This window comes from Roseateles sp. P5_E4 (genome assembly GCF_054049255.1).
In genome coordinates this window covers 43,386-61,271 of the sequence record NZ_JBFUMS010000016.1, presented here as the reverse complement: position 1 = coordinate 61,271, position 17,886 = coordinate 43,386, and the positions used below count along the sequence as shown (strand labels likewise).

General features: G+C 61.9%; 13 protein-coding genes. 3 read left to right on the top strand and 10 right to left on the bottom strand.

Annotated elements, in window-relative coordinates:
• The first annotated feature begins 482 nt into the window (after nt 1-482).
• Complete coding sequence (locus tag ACXJLH_RS25575; protein ID WP_457447142.1) at nt 483-1,415, top strand: PIN domain-containing protein; 933 nt, start codon at nt 483-485, stop codon at nt 1,413-1,415.
• Entirely contained in the window at nt 1,412-3,817 is a 2,406-nt protein-coding gene (locus tag ACXJLH_RS25570) for a hypothetical protein (RefSeq protein WP_457447141.1), read from the top strand. The genes ACXJLH_RS25575 and ACXJLH_RS25570 overlap by 4 nt, the downstream gene beginning before the upstream one ends.
• Before the next feature lie 413 nt (nt 3,818-4,230).
• On the opposite strand, the gene ACXJLH_RS25565 is transcribed toward ACXJLH_RS25570, so the two are convergent.
• The 5 genes from ACXJLH_RS25565 to imuA form a co-directional block, all read right to left on the bottom strand.
• Nucleotides 4,231-7,353, bottom strand: a complete 3,123-nt coding sequence (locus tag ACXJLH_RS25565) for a CHAT domain-containing protein (protein WP_457447139.1) — start codon at nt 7,351-7,353, stop codon at nt 4,231-4,233.
• 3 nt (nt 7,354-7,356) lie between these two features.
• Nucleotides 7,357-8,496, bottom strand: a complete 1,140-nt coding sequence (locus ACXJLH_RS25560; protein WP_457447137.1) for a hypothetical protein — start codon at nt 8,494-8,496, stop codon at nt 7,357-7,359.
• A 429-nt stretch (nt 8,497-8,925) separates the two neighbouring features.
• Complete coding sequence (locus ACXJLH_RS25555; RefSeq protein WP_457447136.1) at nt 8,926-12,093, bottom strand: error-prone DNA polymerase; 3,168 nt, start codon at nt 12,091-12,093, stop codon at nt 8,926-8,928.
• Nucleotides 12,053-13,387, bottom strand: coding sequence for a Y-family DNA polymerase (locus tag ACXJLH_RS25550; RefSeq protein WP_457447134.1), 1,335 nt, complete (start codon nt 13,385-13,387; stop codon nt 12,053-12,055). Before ACXJLH_RS25550 ends, ACXJLH_RS25555 begins: the two co-directional genes overlap by 41 nt.
• Complete coding sequence (imuA, locus tag ACXJLH_RS25545) at nt 13,305-14,243, bottom strand: translesion DNA synthesis-associated protein ImuA (protein WP_457447132.1); 939 nt, start codon at nt 14,241-14,243, stop codon at nt 13,305-13,307. Before imuA ends, ACXJLH_RS25550 begins: the two co-directional genes overlap by 83 nt.
• A 68-nt stretch (nt 14,244-14,311) precedes the next feature.
• On the opposite strand from imuA, the gene ACXJLH_RS25540 reads away from it, so the two are divergent.
• A complete protein-coding gene (locus ACXJLH_RS25540) occupies nt 14,312-14,998 on the top strand; it encodes a zinc-finger-containing protein (RefSeq protein ID WP_457447130.1) in 687 nt (228 codons plus the stop codon).
• Between the two features lie 249 nt (nt 14,999-15,247).
• Here ACXJLH_RS25540 and ACXJLH_RS25535 read toward each other — a convergent pair whose 3' ends face one another.
• The 5 genes from ACXJLH_RS25535 to ACXJLH_RS25515 are packed head-to-tail and all read right to left on the bottom strand — an operon-like array spanning nt 15,248 to nt 17,775.
• Nucleotides 15,248-15,805, bottom strand: a complete 558-nt coding sequence (locus tag ACXJLH_RS25535; protein ID WP_457447128.1) for a hypothetical protein — start codon at nt 15,803-15,805, stop codon at nt 15,248-15,250.
• Nucleotides 15,790-16,029 carry a hypothetical protein gene (locus tag ACXJLH_RS25530; RefSeq protein WP_457447126.1) on the bottom strand — a complete coding sequence of 80 codons (240 nt, stop codon included), beginning with the start codon at nt 16,027-16,029 and terminating at the stop codon, nt 15,790-15,792. Before ACXJLH_RS25530 ends, ACXJLH_RS25535 begins: the two co-directional genes overlap by 16 nt.
• On the bottom strand, nt 16,030-16,608 hold the full coding sequence (locus ACXJLH_RS25525) for a hypothetical protein (protein WP_457447124.1): 579 nt from the start codon (nt 16,606-16,608) through the stop codon (nt 16,030-16,032).
• Nucleotides 16,529-17,023: a hypothetical protein gene (locus ACXJLH_RS25520; RefSeq protein WP_457447122.1), complete on the bottom strand. Its 495-nt coding sequence runs from the start codon at nt 17,021-17,023 to the stop codon at nt 16,529-16,531. Before ACXJLH_RS25520 ends, ACXJLH_RS25525 begins: the two co-directional genes overlap by 80 nt.
• Nucleotides 17,024-17,037: 14 nt before the next feature.
• Nucleotides 17,038-17,775 carry a hypothetical protein gene (locus ACXJLH_RS25515; RefSeq protein WP_457447120.1) on the bottom strand — a complete coding sequence of 246 codons (738 nt, stop codon included), beginning with the start codon at nt 17,773-17,775 and terminating at the stop codon, nt 17,038-17,040.
• Between the last annotated feature and the right edge of the window lie 111 nt (nt 17,776-17,886).

Sequence of the window (17,886 nt, the reverse complement as noted above, 5' to 3'; positions counted from 1 at the left end):
GACCTTCAGCAAACGCTCCATTGCTGCTGGCCTCCAACGGGATGTCGGTTCTAGGCTGGAACCGGCCTCCAGCCTCTCGTTCGAAGCGAGCAATCGAGACTGTTGATACACCAGTCTTCCAGACTGGGCTGTCATCGCGACCGCCTAGTTCGATTTCCGGCGGACGGTTGGTCGACGAGGTGCACTCGCTCGGCTCTACGATGGCGGGGACCACACGCTCCCTGCTTTATCTCCATGAGCAGGCTTCATCCGTACGCGATGAGGGTCCAGCCCTCGGCTACGGCCGGGGCTCTTTTCTCTGCTCGACGCCGGCAAACAGGTTGAGCAGCCTTGAACCAATGGCGTACGCGCTCTCGCCACTGCTTTTGACCAGGCCGTCAAAGGACTCCTGAGCCTGACGGTCTGGCCGCGCAACTTGGTCGGGGACATAAATCCGGACCCTATCATCACGGGATCCGCGCTGCTGCCGTCGGTCGGAGCCCATGGACACTTTCCACATCATCTTCGACACGAGTCTGCTGCGTCAGACGCCGTTCGGGCATCCGAACTTCGCCCGGTTGCTCAGGCGGGTCCAGCAAGGCGTGGCGAAGCTCTACATCCCGCTCATCGTCCTGGAAGAACGCCGGACGCAGTTGCTTGACGATTACGACGAAGTGATGGTCGCGGTGCGATCGAAGCTCGGCGAACTCAAGCGCGGGTCACTTGGCATGATTTGCGATGGCATCGTCAACCCAGACCTGCGGGTGCCCAGCCGGGCCGATTTGGATCGTCACTCGGTAGAGGTCCTGAGGGCGTACCTCGCTGCCAACAAGATCGAGGTCTTGCCGTTCACCGGCGAGCACGGCGATAGAGCTTGGGCTCGGTATTTCAACGTCAGTCCGCCGTTCAACGGCGAAGAGAAGCGAGAGAAGCGGCGCAGGGACATTCCTGACTCGTGGATCCTCGAAGCCGCGTTGGATATCAAGGCGAAGGCTGGACGTCACATCGTGTTGGTTCGGGACGGGAAACTCGAAGGAGCCTTGCGTGACGACGGCTTCGAGATCTGGAAAGACATCGAGCTACTGGATGCAGCCATCGAGGAAGCCACCGCCGTGGTGCCGATCAGGGGCCGGCCGCTGGCTGTCGCGGCGGTTCCTCTGGACCAACTGCGGAGCAAGCGGTTCGAGAACCTCGATCGCATCGTTCTAGGCATGATCGACGCATGGGAAACACCTGTGAAAGACGAACTCTTCTCTCGGCTAGAGGCGCTCGGAATACCCAGGGACTTCGCCGAGCATGAGGCCAAGACGCTCCAGTTGTCCGGCATGCTGCAGGACATAGGCAACCGCTACCTGCCAATGAATCCCGAAACGGCACGCCTCGCAGCAGAGGATCCGCTTGTGCAAGACTTGTTGGTGAAGTCGCTTGACCTATGAATCTGGAACTGCGCGTCGCCACGCTGTCCAAACTGATGGACAACCCTTCCGTCGCGGTACAGAAGCGCTTGGACGAAGAGCTTCGCCGCGTCGAAACCGTCTTGGGGAGCGCCGCCGATTACGACGAAATCCGCGGTGCCCTCAAGATCCTCAGCGTCCTGGCACCGAAGTATCACGGAGCCGTCATACCGACGCTGGTCAACTTCGTGCGGTCACTGCCTGAACGAGCGCTCGAGGATTGCGGCGAGCCGATCAAGGCGCGGGGTTACCGGTCGGCAGCCGAGCTGATCTGCGATGCGATCGACGTCCCCAACACGATCCGATACGCCCACATGGAGGCGATGGTGGACTTCCTATTGGAGCTGACCCGGTCGTCCGAAATGGATGTGGTCAAGAAGGCCCAGAACGCGCTGCAGAGTCTTGCGACCATCGACCTCGACTTCTTCCCGGCACTCGGTGTTGAACCTCAGAAAAGCCTGGTCAGAAAGCTGGCCGACCTCACTGACGCACAGCTCGTAGCCGATTGCCAGGCTGTCCTCGGTGTGGTCAATACGACTTTGGCCCCGTCCATGGAAGGACGGCAGTGGACGTACAACGCGGTGACGATCTCGCGCGGCAGCGTGCCGGGTACCGCTGACGTCGCCGGCATGCGTGCAAGTGCCATCGCCCTGCTGAAACGGATGTATCCGCTGAAGGACGCCATCCGGTACAGGGAGAGCATCATCAATGCGCTGAATGCTGCAACCCATCGGGAGCGGAGTCCGCAAGACGTCGATACCGCTGAGATGTTCCAGCGCGATGCAATCGATGTGCTGACTTTCTGGCGAGGCCTCCTGCCGACGGAGGCGATGCCGTTGCTCCAGGACATCGAGCACCACGGCTACTGGAACTACTTTCACGCGACTTCCACCGAGGTCGCCGATGCAGCCTTAGCGATCCGCGATGCCATCGCCCTGCACGACGAGTATCAGATTTACAAGCAGCTGATCGGCTTTGAAGGCATCTTCGGAGACTGGGAGAGGCTCAAGACTCGAGAAGAGGAATGGGACTACGGCAACACCAAACGCCTGGAAGCAGCCCGCGGATACATCGAGGCTATCAACGCCGACAACCGGGTGGAGTGGCGGGACCGCATCCTCGAGTTTTCGAAGACCGAGTCGGATGACCTGGCCACCTTTCCGGTGTACTACGAGTTCCTCGATCTGCTGGCGCGCCAGCAGCCCGATCTTGCGCTGGAACTGGTGACCGAACACGAGGCGGCCATGCAGCCGTTTCTGATCCCGCTGCTGGGCGGCCTGCAGCTCAGCGCCCGGGAGAAGGAAGTGGGTGAAGTCATCGACCGTTGGTTGGTCGAAGGAACGCACTTGGTCGCCATCGCGAAGTCGCTCTTCAAAGTCGGGCCCGACCGGTTGGACATGTTGGTGGCAGTTGTGGCTCGTGCCGAGGAGTTGGATCAGCGGGACGCGTTGAGCATAGCCATGGGTGTTGCGGCCACGCTCCACGGGCAAGGATGTGCCAAGGCGAAGGATGTGTTTATGCGTGGGCTGCGGGCCCTAGCGAAACACGACGACGCCCGGTGGGCGAAGGTGTTCTGGTTTGGCCGGGAGTTCAAGTCGTTGGTGACCGCGATGGAGAAGTCGGATCGCGACGAGGTCCTGGTCAGCCTGGTGAACCTGCAGGAGCTCGACTACCAGACTGAGGAGGTCCTCCGTGCCGTCGGTGAGAGCGATATCGACGCCGTTTTAGGCTTCCTGTCATCGAGGCTAAAGGTTGAGGTCGACGAACGGCGTCAGCGTCGTGCAGAAGGTCGTAGCGTTCTAGAAGACAAGTTCGAGGCCATACCCTACCAGCTGCATGGCCTCAACCAGCTGCTCCAGGAGCACCCGGCCCCGCTGCTTCAGCTCCTTCGCCAGAACTTCGACGACATGGATGCGCGTTCCATGTTTAGCTATCGTGGGGGCGCCAAGCTGGTGAAGGCGGTGTTCCCTAACTTCGAGCAGCCGCTGCAGTCCCTGCTGCTTGAACTGGTGGCTCGCGACTCCAAGCACGACATCGAGTTCGTACTGGCCGTCACGCGCGCCTACGGTGGTGGCGCGCCCATCCTGGAGATCTGCAAGGCGATCGTGAAGGCGGTCCCGGAGCAGTCCAGGGCTTGGCACGAGGTGGCTGCCGCGCTCGAGACCACAGGCACTGTGTGGGGCGAGGACGGCATGATTAAGGCGTATGAACGCAAACGCGACGAGATTGGCGCCTGGAGGACAGATGAAGACGAGCGGCTCCGCACGTTTTCTGCTTGGCTGACCGAGCAACTAGACCGCCGGATCGACGCGGAGAAGCAGCGCGCGGACGAGAGCCTGGCGCTACGCAAGTACCAATATGGCGTGGGGAGTGAGGGCGACTGAGCCGCTTGCGACAGCGCAGCCGGCGTGGGCTCGCGCGCCGCTGCCCGTGCCGGTCAACGCGCCGCGATCATGCACGGGAAGGTGAACTGGCAACCTCAATAACCGGGCCCTCATGCCTTGTCAGACCGTGCGGCTGCTGTCGGCGACGACCGCGAACAGAGAATCCTGGCCACGTGCAGCCGTTCAACCTCGCATAGCGGGCGGCAGCAAGGTGCGCCCAAAGCCGAAGTTCATCGAACCTCAGCACCAGGCTGCTTGCTGCGCTTCGAGTCCGACAGCCGAACGGCTCTGCCCGACCCTGAAGAGACATCCGCCGACTTGATCTCGCCGCCCGAAAGCTGCCGAACCGCCTGGCTCAGCGGGGTAGGAAGCAACGGCCGCGCCGAAGGTCATCCGTGCTTCCGATCAGACCCTCAAGCCCCGTAGATCACAAAGGCTGCCCAGAAGTACGGGTGAGAGAACGGCCGCTCTCTTGCGCTTGCGAGCGTGTGGCGACGCAGTTCCCGTTGCAGCAGTGACGGGTCGATTGCCACGCCAGCTTCTTGCATTGCGCCGTAGTAGCGCGCGAGCGATTCATTGGTGGCGTCACGCAGCCAACGCTGCGCCGCGCGCAGCGCTTGCGCCGGACTCAGGCGATCACGAAGCAGACCCTCGTAGAGCCTTCGCGAAAGAAGCAGGGTCGCGGCATCGTCCACACGCCACGCCGTTCCAATGATCGCGGCCGCACCCGCCCTGATGAAGGCCGCCGGCAGGCCCAGGAACTCGTCTGGGCGGCCCACATCCGTCTTGCCGCTCTCGCACGCAGACAGCGTGATGAGGCGGCACTGCGACAAGTCCAGTTCCAAGGATATCCAGCGCTGCCCCACCAGGAAGAATTCCTCCAGCGCAGGCCGTCGCTCTGCGGCCGCACTCAGGCCCTCGTTGCTCCTCGTCAGCGCATCGTGCGCAAGCTGAAGCCCGGAGAAGTTGCCGCCTTCGGTCGTGTAGAACGCGTGGCAACTCAGATGGACATACCGCTTGCCGCGGACGCCGCCGATCACGTTTTGCCCACTGGCAGCCGCGCCCGCCAGCACTGCAGCTTGCGTCTTTTCGAACAGCGCGGCGATCGCGGTGCCTTCAGCACGGCCGAAGTCAAGATCCCCCAACGGGTCTGCGATGGCCAAGAAGGAGTCCGCCTGCCCGGCGCGCTTGGTTGCTCGCCGTTGCATCATGGACAGCAGGCGCAGGCTGGGCGCATATGAGATCGCATAGCTGTCCAGCAGACTCCCGGAGAACTCGGGGCCTGATGAAGCCGCCGACAGCGGCAGCAGTCCGAGCCCCCCTTGCGGAAGGACGACGACCGGAGCGCCCTCGGCCAGGCCCAGCGCCCTGAGTTTTTCGGCGACGCGCGCGCAGAACACGGACCACAGCCGCTCGCACATTGCGGCAACACCCTTGCGGCGCTCAGCGCGTGCCGCGTGGGCCTGCGAGTTGTTCCACTCGCCTATGAGTGCGATGAGATCGTTGTCGGTGAACTCGTCAAGCCACAGCAGGTCTTCGGCCGTGATCTGCGTGTGACCGCCCGGAACAACGAGGACGGCGCATCCGGCGATGCTGAAGGCTGGCAAGACGAGCGCCCCGCCTTCGGGGCAAAGCTCGAGGAGTCCTTGCTCGTCGATGTCTTTTCTGAGGGCCTTTGGCGTCGTCGCTTTGATCTTGGCAATGACGGCCGTCAACTCCAACCACGCGGTGCGGTTCATGTTGTCGACCAGCTCGGCGCGCTTGTCGTCGGCCCCAGGCTTGGTGGAGATGACTTTCGTCGTGCGCAGCATGCGTACGACCCGCCTCGCCTTCTCAAGCTCCTCGCACGTCTCAGGAGCCAGAAGGCCCTCGTCGACATCGAAGGCTTCCATCTCCTCGGACAGCACACGGCTGCGACCACCTTCAAGAAGCGCGATGCCCTCGCCCAAGCGACCCAGACGGAAGCAGATGTACGCAGCTGCGGCGTATGCGGTACCAAAGTCGCCGAATGCCTCTCGGCGATTCTCCTCGCTGTATTCCTCGGCGAGCATCTTTTCGGTGACGGCAATCGCGGATTGATAAGCGGCCAACGCGCCTTCCCAATCGCGCGTCTCAAGTGCAGCAAGCGCCTGTCGCAGATCGGCACTGCGCGGATCGCTCGCAAGTCGCGCCTCGAAGCTCTTCAGGTTTGCAAGGCGCAGGCGGCCTAAGGTTTCCTGAAGACGGTCCTCCGACAACTGATGCTGAACCTCCGCTGCGCGTTCCAGATGCTCCACCGCCTGGGTGGCGTTCGACAGGGCGTCACCCTTCTCGCGCTCCAGGAAGGCATTGCCCACGTTGAACTGCATCGCGGCCCAAGCGCTCGCGTCCTCCTCACGGTCGACCAGATTTGCCGCTGCCTGGTAGCACACCAAGGAGGCCTCTACGCGATCGGCGGGACCGCCTTCGCCATACTGGTAGCGCCAATAGCCCAGGGCGTCGTACGCCGCTGCCAGCGACCTCTCATCGCCGAGCGCGCGGAATCCTGCGACAGCAAGCTCATACTGTTCATCGGCCAGGGCGTGATCGGCCATTGCTTGCGCTACAACAAGGTGGCATTGGCTGCGCCGCGCGAGCCACGGTCCAGCCTGAAAGTCGGCGCGTGTGATCGGCTCGAGCGGGTGCTGCTGCGAGCCACCCGCATGGCCGGTCGATCGCGTGAGCTGGAACAGCATCATGTTCAGCTCCGCCCACAGCAAAGGGTTGTTGGTCGCGGTCAGCTCGCGCGTGGCCTGTTCCAGGTGGGCGACTGCACGAGTGAGATCCTGCGCGCGCAGCGCGCCAGCCGCTTTGTTCAGGGCATCGTTCGGCGATGTCTGAGGATCGTAGACCTCGGGTGCCGGAAGCAGCGCTCGAAGTCGTTCAGGTCCCACGCGGCGGCAGCTCTCCAGGAGTCCGCGCTGCTCGCGCAGCTCCCAGAGGGCTTCCCACTTGTGCTCCTCGCGCGCCCGGGCAATTCGCTCGTCCAGCTCCTGTGCGACATCAGGCTCATAGAGCTGGGGCACACACGTCAGCAGGTACTGCTGCTTCCAGCCCGTGTCGGCCTCGATGAGCGCGGTCGTCAATCCCTTGACCGGGTACGTTGGCGTGGCGCTCAGGGCATGAGGCAACAAGGCACGCGCGACCACTTCGACTTCTGAGAACAGCGAGTCGTCCCACAAGTCCTCCATCACCTCGCGCAGCATGCCCAGCGCAAACACGAGTTGGTTGTGGTCATCCAAGCTCATGGTGCCCGGGGAGGGCGAGAACACAAGCCGGGAGCCCTCGACGTCTCTAGCCACAAGAATGGGCGCGTTTGTGGCGGTCTGCGTGTTGCAGGCCTCGCAGCGAAAGACGTGGATGCTCCCGTCTAGGATTCGCGCACGCAGGTCGGGGTTCTCGGCGACGTCGGCAAGAAGCCAGACCACGGGCTGCCATGCGACGCCACAAGCGGGGCACTTCTCGAACAGCGGTGCCCCGCCCGACAGATCAAACGGTGCGAGCCGGGTGGCGGCCATGGGTCACCAGCCAGCTAGCGCTTGACGTGCCTTGACGACCTCTTCGGCATAGGCCTGTACCTCACGCTCCAGGTCCTCGTCCGCGCCTATCGCTAGAAGCTGTCGATCTGCGCGCTCATCGGGAACCCAGGACGATGCGTCGTTGTCTCGCTTGCCTCGGTAGCTGCGTTCGAGCACAGGCTGCATGGCCAGCTCACGGCAGCGCAAAAACGCCGCCTTCACGATCTGCTCTGCCTCGGCGCGCAAGTAGCTTGGCTCGGCACGCAGGAAGGTCTGCGCTTCCCGGATGAGCGTTCGGCACTTCTCCCACGCGCTCTTTCGTGCCTCGTCGTCGGCCAACGGATCGTCGAGTAGCCCCTGGGCGATGTCTTCCGCTTCGCGCAGGCGATCGTCCCACTGCGTGCCAACGCCCAGGTCTCTGGAGCGGGCGCTGGTCTTGCGAACCTCAATGACCACGTACGACAGGCCCGACAGCGGCTGCCCGCCCGCATACACACGCTGATCCTTCACCTCCAGCCGTGGAAGCGGTGACGGGATCGGGTTGTCAGCGTCGCGCGACCCCAGGACGACGTAGTAGCCGGGCGTGAGCTCGTTCGTCGACAGGTTGAAGTCGCCAGTGAACTGCAGGATGGGCTCCTGTTCCTCCGCCGGCAGGAAGGTCTGCACGATGTCCTCGGCCAGCGCGCTCACCGTCTTGGCGATCGCCACGCTCCCGGGCGCGAGCGAGAGGACGGCAGAGAAGCTGTCCTTGTTGACGAGCGCCGCGAGCTTGGTCAGCCGATTTTCCTTGTCCAGATGGAAGTCGACGGACAGGGAGACTTGGGACATCACCGCCGGCGTCAGGTCTACGAGGTTCACCGCCAGGCCCAGTTGCTCATCGACGCTCGGATTGACGGCGCGCGCCTGCTGCAGGGAGCGCAGGCCCTTTTCGCCCAGGAGCTGGTGATGCAGGTTAACCTGCGTGGACACAAGCACTGCCCGGACCTTGCTCCAAATGGAGCCCACGAAGGAAACCTGCGCCGCGTAGACGCGAATGGAGAAGTAGTCGACGCCGACCCGCACGGGATCAGAGGTGAACGCAGAGGGCACGAAGATCGGCGTCGACGTGCCGATCGCTGCATACGAAGAGTCTCGGCTCGCCATCTCACCCTCCACGTGTTGCCGGTGCTGCGACCGCACCTGGGCCCTCCTCTGGACGAGTCTAGTGGGCTGCCGCTCGCTCGGCACTCCCCACGTTCATAGACTCCACCGCGTCTGCAGGTCACGCCCCGCGCCGCATCGGCGAACCCCTTCGCCGGCCGCCCATTCATGCCGGCCACTCTATCTGAGCGAGGCCAGCAGCGGGGCCGGACGGAAGCAGTCGTGCCCCGACGCCTACTCCTGGCCGAGGGCGCCAGTTCGCCGCCGTTGACCGAATACCCGTTCCCGCTGCGGTGGCGACCGTCAACCCTGGAGTTGAACTTCGGCTTTGTCGCACATAGCTGCCGCATCGACGCCGGTCATGAACGCAGCAGCCGCTGCGAAGCTGACATGCCGATCCGTTCGCACGCGCTGGTAGGGCACGAGCTGAACTTATCTGAAATCGCGGCTCGTCGTGGCGAGCCCACCGAGCAGTGGAGACCAGTCCTCGAGGTGGCTCGCGACGATGTTGCTGACGCCGTGTTCGCGCTGAAGCCGCCCCTTCACGGCAACCAGCTGCCCGTTCAGCACGACCGGACGGATGTGCGGCTTTTCCCAGATGCCGCGATAGATGATGAGCTGGATCTCGCCGGCCTCGTCCTCCAGGGACAGGAAGATGACGCCCTTGGCGGTCTCAGGCTGCTGCTTCGTCGTCACGATGCCGCAGGTGTGCACCTCCCGGCCATCGGGCATGTCGTTCAGTTGGCCAGACGTCAACAGCCTGAAGCGCGGCTGTTCTTGAAGCTGCTGGCGAAGCAGGGCTAGCGGATGTGTGCGCAGGGTCAGCCGCAGCGAGTCGTAGTCGAACATCACGTCCTCGCCCTCTGGTCCCCGCTCCAGCTCAAGGTAGTCCTCGGGGATCGGCACGCCTTGGAAGAGCGGTGGCGCCTTCTGCAGCGCGCTCGCTTTCCAAACCTGCTGACGCCTGTGTCCGCTCAGGCTGGCCAGCGCATCGCCGGATGCCAGCGCCGTCATTTGCTGCTGGTTCAGCCTTGAGCGGCTGGCCAGGTCCTCGGCGCTCTCGAACGGATGCTCTGCTCGCGCCGCGCAGATGGCCTCTGCCGATTCGATCTTGAGGCTCTTGACGATCTTGAGGCCCAAGCGCACGGCACTGCCGTCGCCGTGTGGCTCCAGCGTGCACTCCCAGTTGCTGTACGTGACGTCGGGCGGCAGGATGACGACGTTCTTGCGACGCGCATCCTGGTACAGCTGACTGGACGAGTAGAAGCCCAGGGGTTGAGCGTTCATCATCGCGGCGAAGAACTCCATCGGGTGATGGCACTTCAGCCAGCAACTGGCATAGACCAGCAGCGCGAACGATGCGGCATGGCTTTCAGGAAAGCCGTATTCGCTGAAGCCCTCGATCTGCTTGAAGATCGACTCGGCGAACTCTGGGTCGTAGCCGCGCTCGGCCATGCCCTTGGTGATCTTCTCGTAGTGCTTCTTCAAGCCGCCCTTGCGCTTCCAGGCGGCCATGTCTCGACGTAAGCCGTCGGCCTCGCCGCCCGTGTAGCCGGCCGCGATCATGGCGATCTGCATGACCTGCTCCTGGAAGATGGGCACGCCCAACGTCCGCTCGAGCGCCGGCCTCAGTTCCTCGCTGGGGATGATGATGGGCTCGGTGCCGTCGCGCCGGTTCAGATACGGATGGACCATGCCGCCATGGATGGGGCCGGGTCTCACGATGGCCACCTCGATGACCAAGTCGTAGAACGTCTTTGGCTTGAGCCGCGGCGACATGGAGCGCTGCGCCCGGCTCTCGATCTGGAACACGCCGATGGTGTCGGCGAAGGTGATCATCTCGTAGGTCTCAGGGTCCTCCGCCGGGATGTCCTGCATGGAGAACTCGTAGCCCTTGGTCTGGCTGACGAAGTCCAGCGTACGGCGGATGGCGCTGAGCATGCCGAGACCAAGGACGTCGACCTTCATCAGCCCAACGGCGTCGAGATCGTCTTTGTCCCACTGGATGATGGTGCGATCGACCATCGACGCGTTCTCTACCGGCACTAGGCGCGTGACGGGCCCGTTGCTGAGCACGAAGCCGCCCGGATGCTGGGACATGTGCCGCGGCATGTTGAGGATCTGCTTCACCAGCGCGATGAGCTGCTTCACCGCGAGGTCGTTGACGTCGATGCCCACTTCCTTGAGGCGCTGCGGGTTGATGTCTTCCTGGCCCTCCCACCAGGGGAAGTTGTCGGCGAGCGCTTGGAGCAGCGGCAGCTCGAAACCCAAGGCCTTGCCGACATCCTTCAGCGCGCTCTTGATCCGGTACGAGATGACGACTGCTGTCAGCGCCGCGCGCTCGCGGCCGTACCGTTCGTAGAGGTACTGGATGACCTCCTCGCGGCGCTGGTGCTCAAAGTCGATGTCGATGTCCGGCGGCTCGTTTCGTTCGCGACTGATGAACCGCTCGAAGAGGGTGCTGAGCCTCGCCGGATCGACCTCGGTGACGCCGGTGGCATAGCAGACGACGCTGTTCGCTGCCGAACCACGCCCCTGACAGAGGATGTGCTTGCTGCGCGCAAAGCGGACGATGTCCGCGACGGTGAGGAAGTAGTGCTCGTAGCCCAGTTCGGTGATCAAGGCCAGTTCGCGCTCGATCTGCTCATTGACCGCCGCAGAGATGCCATCCGGCCATCGCCTGCCTGCACCCTCATAGGTGATGCGCCTCAGATGCCTGGCCGGCGTCTCTCCATCGGGCACAACCTCGCTGGGATAGTGGTACTGGATCTCGTCCAGGCTGAAATCACACCGATTGGCGACCACGAGGGTCTGAGCGAGCAGGTCCGCGGCGAATGTGCGCGCCAGACGTCCGCGCATGCGCAAATGCCGTTCGGCATTGATGTCGAGCGCCTTGCCGCATTCGATCAGCGGCTTGCGCAGCCGGACTGCGGTCATCACGTCCATCAGCGGCTTGCGGCTGCGAGCGTGCATCGTTGCATCACCCACGGCAACCAGCGGGATCTCGGTCTCGGCGCTGACCGCGCGCAGGCGCTCCAAGCGAATCTGGTCATCGCTGCGCCGGAGCTGGTCGACGCCAAGCCAGGTGCGTCCGATGAAGTGAGTGAGCAGCCAGCGGCCAAGCTTCAGGAGCGTGTCTGGCTTGGCGTGGCGCTCGGGACAGGCGATGACGACGCAGTCATCGAGCTCATCGCGTTGGATGTCGTCGACGCTGAGCTTGTACGTCCCTTTCTTGGAGCTGCGCCGCAGCTTGGTGATGAACTGACTGAGGTTGCCGTATCCGTTGATGTTGCATGCCAGGACCACGAGCGTGAAAGGCAGCTCGCCCGTCACCTCGAACTGGCTGCCCACCAGGAGCTTGATGCCGCGCTCCTTGGCTTCAAGATGTGCGCGGACGATGCCGGCCACCGAGCAGTAGTCGGTGATGGCGATTGCCGAGTAGCCGTACTGGTGGGCGCGTTCGATCAGCTCCTGCGGAAAACTGGCTCCGCGTTGGAAGCTGAAGTTGCTGATGCACCGCAGCTCGGCGTAGTCGGGAAGGTCGTCGGCCACGGCATCCTCACGCAAAGATCCCGTCGAGGAACCAAGCCAGGTCGCCATCGGCCAACTGCGTGCAGAAGATCCACAGCGTGCCTGCCGTCTCCGACTGGGCCACCCAGTAGTCCCGTTGCACGTTGCGCGTCGACGATGTGCCAGGCAGGCGATCCCACCAACCGCCTTCGACCAGCTCAGGCCCCACCAACAGCGTCAGCGGACCTTGGTAGTGCGGTTGTCCATCGCGAACGACCAGGCGCAGTGGCTCGCCCTGCAAGATCGTGGCGGCAGCGAGTTCTGGGACGGGCTCGGGCGTACGCGCCCTGCGCTTGGCTGCCGGCGTCCACCGCACCGCACAGGAGGTGCGATGGTCGTCCAGCAGGCGGGGGGCCACCACGCATTCCGGGCCGAAGCGTGCGGCCAGGCGTTCACCGAGCATCGTGATCGACTCGCCGTCGCCCAGGCGCTCGGGCAACAGGGACATCGACTTCTCGGTGACCAGCTCGACACCGACAGCGTCCAGGCGCAGCTCCCCGACCGGTGCGAGGAGCTCCAGCTTGGCCAGGTGTTCGGCCAGCAGCCGCGTGAAGTGCTCCAGGTCGCGAATGGGTTCGGCCGAGCGGATGGTCACCTCGCCGCCATCGCCTGCATCCTTGGAGCGCATGGAGTCGTGGATCCAGCGCAACCGAAAGCCCAGAGCGCCGGCATGCCGAGCGCTCAACCACCCGCACATCTGCATCAACAACGGCCGCGCGTACTCGAGCAGCGCGGGGGCGTTGTCTTCGCGGGCTGGCAGCTCGTAGCGGGTGCTGAACTCTTCGGGGATGACCTCCCACTTGAAGGCCTCAGCGTATTTGCCATACGTCTGCTCCAGCGCAAGGATGACCGGCGCACCGAACCTCCGACTCACGCCATCACGTGGCAGGCCTCGCAGCTGGCCCAGCGTGTTGATTCCCATGCGGCTCAGCACATCAGCGTGTGCCGCGGCGGCGGTCAGCGCGACGAGGGGCAGTGGATCGAGAACGGGCTGCAGCAGCCGGTCGCCAAGGTCCAACACGCCGCAGCGCGCGAGGACTAACGCGGCCTTGGCGTTGGGCGCCCAGCCGATGCCGGTGACGCCCAGGTCCGGGGCTTCGTCGCTGATGCGCTCCTTCAGGGCGGAGAGGCCTTTGAACAGGCGCAGGCTGGCCTCGACCTCCATGACGATTGCGCACCCCTCGACCGTGGCGACGCGAGGCGTGAACTGCAGGCACCAGAGGGCGAGCCCTCGCAGGGCGTCAGAGGCTTGCAGCTCGGGCGATGGCGTCGATGGCGGTTCTGGCAGCGGCTTGGGCGAGATGAGCAGGGCGACCCAGAGCACGGCGGGCCTCGTTGGTTGAGCGGACCAGGCTTGGCCGGCGCAGGCGCTCGGTCAGCACGTGGTGAAGTCCGCCAGGGATGGAATCGAGAAGCAGCGGTGTCTCCAACGCCGGCCCTCGGCGCTTGAAGATCTCTACCTTGATCTGCCAGTCAAAGAGCACCGAAGCCATGACACGCAATGGCGCCGGCGACGGGTCGTGTCGAGCCTCAATGGGACGGATGATGAAAACGGGACCCTCGCAGCCTTGCGCCAGGACCTGCAGGCGACGTAGCTGCTCTGGCCGGGCCTGCGGCAGCCAGGTCAGGATCGCCGCAGCTGAGTTGGACCGGATCGCCTGTTCTGTCGCCCAGAGGCGGTGCGACGGCAGGTCGACCTTCACCCAGAGCAGGTTGTCCTCCTCGATGCCGAGATGGCGCAGGCCGACCAGATGCGGCTGCTTGGGATGGCCCACGACGACGACGGTGCGACCGCCGCAGACCAGGGGCCGCAGGCTGGGACCGATAAGCCGCCATTCCAGAAGCGAGGGCTGCGGTTGCAGCACTTCGATGAGGCTGCCGCAAGGCCAGCCGCCATCGGTCAGTTGAGCGTCGAGCTCAGCAAAGCCGGTCGCCACGAAGGCGGCGCGGCCACTGCCGAGCTGGTTGCCGCGCCAGACAGCGTCAGCCAGCTCCGGGGGAAGGGGCGGCGCTGGGGGATCTGCGTTCTGGGTCGGATTCAGCAGCTGGCTTGGGGCGGTAGCTGGAACCTGTGCAGGCTCGGGCGCTTCCAGGCGAGACAACGCCAGCGCCGGGGTTTCGGCACTGGACGGCTCGTCTACGGAGTTCAGAATGAGCTCCGCCTGGGTGGGCGCAAACATGGTGGGGTGGCATCAAATACTGTTTATTTATACAGTACACCATGCCGCAGCTTGTCGTCCACCCGCACATGAACGCCATCGCCGCTTCAATGACCGATCACACGTCGCGCGCTCCCGTAGGGCCGGCCGATCGCTGCCCGTACTGCCAATCGGGCGTGGAGCTGGTGCCGGGCATGGACGTGTATCCAGACCGTGAGGAGCTGGCCGATCGCCACATCTGGCGCTGTACAGCCTGCGACGCCCATGTCGGCTGCCACAAGCCAGGCGCCCGCGTGGTCCTGCGAGGCGGGGAGGTCGTCATCAGCGACGGCACGTTGGCCATGGGGACGCTGGCCGATCACAACCTGAGGGCGGCTCGCGTTGAGACGCATCGGATGTTTGACAGCCTCTGGGCGCCGCCGGCGTGCATGTCGCGGCATGACGCCTATGCCTGGATGGCGAAGCTGCTGGCGATCCCTCACGAGGAGGCGCATATCGCCAGCCTGACCTATGACGAGGCCATCAAGGTGCAGTTGGCCATCGAGGACCTGCTTCGACCGCCCGGCGAGAAGCCGGAACTGCCTGGCGCCGCACACTGGCTGCAAAGGGCGGGCATCGAATTCACGGTAGAGGCCGATGGGCGGCTGGCGGTGAAGGCCGGTGACGAGGTAATTGACTACTGGCTGGACCGCGATACGTGGGAGATCCGTGGCCAGTTGCTGGGCGAGCGAGAGGGCCTGCACGATCTAGTCATGTATTGCCGGCCACGCAGCTAGGCCAGTAGGTAGAAGTCGCGATGCGCCACCTAGAGCTGTAGACGGCTCCGTCCACGCGCGCCGTCGAACTTGAAAGTCCTGCTGGCGTCGGAGCCAGCGGCACGAAGGTGCCTAGGCCCCTGGCCTGCGGTTCAGATGCTTTTGGGGCTCAGCATGCGAAGGCAGCGGCCCTGATTGCACACGACTATGGATGAAATTCATGCTGCCGCACGGTGCAGTCTCAAGCTTGGCTGCGGTGCGCCCGAATTGCTATTTAGATGGTGTCGCGCCTTTCGCATCGCTTAACGCCGGTCGTTCCAGCATTCTCACCTGATAGATCTCACGTGCGAATACCAGCAGAAAAGCATAGGAGACAAAAAGCACCATCACGCCAATCAAAGAGGTTTGCAATCTCAATTTTGAGACAGAAAGTTCCACCTCAATGAGATTGGCCGGCAGCTTTGAAAGTCGAGTTGACTTCCAGAGTTGATAGCCGCAAAAACACACGGCCGCTACGGTGAGAAATCCGACGAGAAAAAGGATTACATTCGCCGCCCATATCTGCCATTTGAAAATTGAAATTTCGACATCACGTATCTCGTTTTCTTGCTCAAAGAAACGCTTCGCGTACCGTTCATCCGAATCTTGGGCCTTGTTATAAGACTTGCAGGCCGCTGCCTTGGTTTGCTCCTCTTGCAGTTTGGCCTGATATATTTTTTCGGAGAGCTGACAGAGTTCGAGTTGATTGTTTGAAGTTTGTGCAGAGTTCGCAGGGGATGCAAATATGCCTAGGCAAGCTAGCAAAAGCAATGTCAGGGCTTTTTGCATTGCGAATGCTCCTCGCCTGACTTGCGCTTATATTCCTCGCAATGGATTTTTAAATCATCCTTCTTTTCAGGTGCAGTTTTTGGACGTTCGGCGTCGCGAATGTAAATGTCACTCGCATCGGGTTGACTAGCTGCTGGCTTGGGCGCGCTGGCGCTTTTTGGAAGCGCTTGCACATTTGCTGAAATGATCAAGCCTATTGCCGCGCAAAAAGTTGATACTTTCATTTATTGCTCCGAGTTGGCTTCTAAATATGAAAAGGTCATGCGCAAATAATAGCGCGGTGGAAGTTCAGGGTATTTGGGAACATGTCTGCCAACCCTTACTGAGATGCGCTCGCCTGTATCTGTGTTCCTGAAGCTTGCCCTTTGTTCTGGCTTCGAGCTTCTGTCCTGCTTTAAAACAGCACCAAAGCAAGTCTTAATCATCTGCACTGTTTCGAGAAAAACGCTTTCCGCGACTGCCTTGTCATCCTGCATTCTCTTCTCGCACTCATAGCTCYTTGAATCGCCAGCGGATTCAGTTAGGCATTTGTCGAAAGGTTTCGGGATGACTTTTCCGACATATTTGTTCATTACCGAGTCGAATTCATCAGCCCGCAAATTCACATAGTCATTCCTCACGCTTCCAGAAATGGTTTTTAAAGCTTCGCAAGAAGCGTCGTCTTGGGCGTGCGAATTGTTTGTGGCGAGCCCAGCCAACAAGGCCGCCGCGACAAATCTCGACTTACTCCTTATCTTCATATCTCTTGTATTCAAAATAGATGTACCACCACGGCGCATGCCACATCTGAGTGAGTGAGACATATCTTCGATCCTTAGGATTGTTCCGGTGAGGTGGTTCGTCGAAGTCGAAACTGATCCCGCCGTGGCTTCGAGCCTCAACTTCAAGCGGCTCTTTTGAATGGTCACACTGCCAAAATTCTTTGACGGTGTCCATGTATGCCGTGGTGGCTTCGTCTACTTTCTCTTTGCCGAAATGGGTGTGCCACTCGCACGTGTACTTGCTTTCCTTTGCGCTATCGACCTCGATGTAACATTCTTTCGTTCCACTCAGAGTTTTGCGTGACTTGTATTTTTTGTACTCTGAATCTTTCTTGAGTAATTCGCCTTGCCATTCCTTGAAGTTGTCTCCGGCTGCCTTGCGCATGTCTGTTAGGGTTGTGCAGGCATCAGATTCCGCTTTGACGGCCAAAGCAGCCAGAAGGGTGAAGGCAATCATGAACTTCTTCATCCCTATCCCCGCAGCCTCATAACCGCTTTATAGCCCTCATCAGAAGCAAACCAAACGTCCGGAAGTTTGTCCTCATCCCACCATTGGGTGGCATGTGCATATCCCGCTGTCATGGCTTCGATGCGAACTGCAGCGCTCCCATACTTTGTTGGATCAAAATACCCGGAATCATCTCCGCGGACACTGAGTGCGGACGTATATGCGCTAAGGTTTATTGTTCCAGGTTCGAGTTTTTCCTTATTTCCCAAATACCAGCCAGAGAGATAGTCGGCGTGAGTTTCCCAGACAAATCGCTTTTCTTGCAGGCGCGTTGAGTATTGAAATGCATGTGCCCACTCGTGGGCCGCGATGCCAATTAGCGAGCTTCGCCAATCTGCCGGCCTCAATTCATACTCGGTGTTGACCAAGCGCTTGCCAATTAGTATTAGGCTTTCCGTGTCCTCACCTCGTCTTAAGGTTCGAGCTGCGGGCGCTTTTCCATCTTCGAATATCTGAAATTCTGGCTTCACGCGAAACCATTTGTTGAGAAGCCGAGTTTCTTCGCGTAAGGCGCGATCAAATCGCGAGATGCCGCTTCCGGATAACAGGATTGGCTTCTCGCTGCCTTCAACAGAGTCGGGGGCTACTCCACAAGCCGGGGCCACAGCTGTTTGGCTCGGTGATGGAGCGATGCCATTTCTGGGAAGTGCGAATGAAGCACGAAGTCCGCAGCAACTGAGGCAGGTCAGGCAGGAGGTCACTTGGCGTCGACTGACCATTTGTGGAACCCTCTTCGATCTCGCATCAACGACTGATTGGGACTGTGATGGTCGACTGTTGCCTGAGGCAAGGCGTTGAGCTTCTACCCTTAG